Origin of the sequence: Nitratireductor sp. GZWM139 (genome assembly GCF_030068685.1) — a bacterium.
Taxonomy (GTDB): Bacteria; Pseudomonadota; Alphaproteobacteria; order Rhizobiales; family Rhizobiaceae; genus Nitratireductor; species Nitratireductor aquimarinus.
Window position 1 is genome coordinate 1 of record NZ_JAMQML010000044.1, and the last position, 2257, is coordinate 2257.

Below are 2257 nucleotides of genomic sequence, written 5' to 3' on the forward strand. Positions count from 1 at the left end.
GCAGGTCTATCCGAACCGCTATGCGCCGATCATTCGCGTGGGAGAAGATGGAGAGCGGGAAATGGTGCGCGCCCGCTGGGGCATGCCGACACCGCCCATGTTCATCAAGGGAAAGCACGACAGCGGTGTCACGAACATCCGCAACACCTCATCCGCCCACTGGCGCAAATGGCTTTCACCGGAAAGCCGCTGCCTTGTGCCGGTCACGAGCTTTGCCGAGCCCGACCCGGCCAGCAGGAAGGAGGGCGACAAGCGCACGCCAAACGCATGGTTCGCGCTGAATGAGGATCGGCCGCTGTTTGTCTTCGCCGGCCTCTGGACACCGTGGCACGGAAAGCGCATGGNTGCCGAGCCCGACCCGGCCAGCAGGAAGGAGGGCGACAAGCGCACGCCAAACGCATGGTTCGCGCTGAATGAGGATCGGCCGCTGTTTGTCTTCGCCGGCCTCTGGACACCGTGGCACGGAAAGCGCATGGCGCGCGAGGAGTCAGAAGACCATGAGGTCTATGGCTTTCTGACCACGGAGCCCAACAGCATTGTCGAGCCAGTACACAAGAAGGCGATGCCGGTAATCCTCACCACAGAGGACGAAATGACAGCGTGGCTCACAGAGCCATGGGAAGAAGCGAAGAAACTGCAACGCCCCCTGCCCGACGACAAGCTCATGATAGTTGATGCGCCGGACCTGCCTGAATGATCGTGCCGCCGCGCCGCAGTGAGGATTACCCCGAGCGCGCCACAGATTGCTAGGCCGCGTGTGGAAAAGGTAAAGGAACTGGAAAAAACTGGAAAACTAAGCCCTACCAAGGCCGAAGAGAGATTTGAGCAAGCGATGAAGGAGATCTCACCTTCCCGCCAAAAGGAGAATTAGTGATTGTCGTCACTCCCAGCATTTGACCGCCCCAAGGAGAGCATTACTTGGGCAAGGGATGCAATCCAAGAGCTGGATGCTGATTTTACTAACTTCTTCAAGCCCAAGCCTACTGGCCCCATCACATATGGGAAGAAGGTTTATGGAAAGGTCGTAGATATAGATCCTGAGACAGGACACGAGCTCCATAAGTTCAAGGTTTTTGAGCGCCTCCCCAGCGTCCTCTCTCGGCGCACCACTGAGGCCTTGATTCACATCAGGGAATCTTGGAACCAGGCCGTCTATGCCGCCTGCGCTTCCATCGATAAGTTGCCCAAGAGGGGAAACCTTCATTTCCCTTGGAGATCATCGCCTACCGACCTGAACGCAACCCTGAAGCACGGCCCCATCCCCGCCGAATTGTGGGACGTTATCCGAAGGGAGGAGCCATACCCGACTGGAAACGGATACGACGGGGGTGACGACCACATCAAAGAAATCTCAAAGCTGGCTAACGACAAGCACACCATTGGGTTGACAGCCACTGCGCGCGTCATCAGTTACACTCACCCCACCATTCATGGAGCCATCAGCTTCGTTAGTATTCCTGCACCGAAATGGGATTCGGTGAACAACGAAATGGTAATGGCAGTTGTCAGCCCCGGAACGAATGTCGAGCACAACTACGAAGTCCAGCTTCAGGTAGGACTGGATGTTCCCGGTCCGCTCAGGGATGTACCTGCGATTGGCATATTGAACGCGTTCGCGGATCGCGCGGAAGCGTTCACGAAAAGCATCGAGGCTGAGTGCATGAGGATCAGTGGACCCCAGCATTAAAGCCCTTCCTTTTTGCGGGGTATTGCAAGTCCCCCCCCCCCCCCCAAACAAAAAAAACGGCCACCACAAGGGCAGCCGGGGCGAGTTGGGGAGAAGGCGCGAAGGTTTAAGGCGGCGGCCCACGGCTCCGTTGGGAGGCTTCGAGGCGCTGCAGGATCTCCCGCGTCACCCTCATATCGGCCGCAAGACTGCTCAGCGTTCCCTCCACCGCTCGCATGGCCATCGCCGCATCGCTGGCCTGCTTTTCGACGTTGGAGATCCGCAGCTCGTGATTGTCGAGCATGCGCGCAGTGGTTTCGATTGCGGCAACCCTTTCGGTGAGACGGTCGATCCGCTCGGTGTTGTAGCGCTGACCGGCGCTCATCCGCTCCCAGGTCGCGCCCCAGGCCGCGACACCAGCCACGAACCCGAGAAGAATGACCACCGTGTTGAGGTTCCATTCCCATTTCCATTGCGGTGTGCGCATTGGTTTTTCCTCGCCGGCTTCTGCCATGGCCCGCCCTTTGAATGCGTGTAATCACTTCGCGCAGCGGTATTTCTGATACCGGCCACGATGCTGCGCGATGGCGA

At 58.4% G+C, this 2257-nt stretch carries 3 protein-coding genes; 2 read left to right on the plus strand and 1 reads right to left on the minus strand.

What is annotated here, in order from left to right:
* Together NDI72_RS21765 and NDI72_RS21770 are read left to right on the plus strand one after the other, a co-directional pair.
* On the plus strand, nucleotides 1–697 hold a 697-nt coding region (locus NDI72_RS21765), incomplete at its 5' end, for an SOS response-associated peptidase family protein (RefSeq protein WP_283801776.1).
* Nucleotides 698–874: 177 nt separating this feature from the next.
* Nucleotides 875–1687, plus strand: a complete 813-nt coding sequence (locus NDI72_RS21770; RefSeq protein ID WP_283801777.1) for a hypothetical protein — start codon at nucleotides 875–877, stop codon at nucleotides 1685–1687.
* A 106-nt stretch (nucleotides 1688–1793) separates the two neighbouring features.
* Here the strand turns inward: NDI72_RS21770 and NDI72_RS21775 are convergent, their stop codons facing one another.
* A complete protein-coding gene (locus NDI72_RS21775; protein WP_224925022.1) occupies nucleotides 1794–2153 on the minus strand; it encodes a hypothetical protein in 360 nt (119 codons plus the stop codon).
* Between the last annotated feature and the right edge of the window lie 104 nt (nucleotides 2154–2257).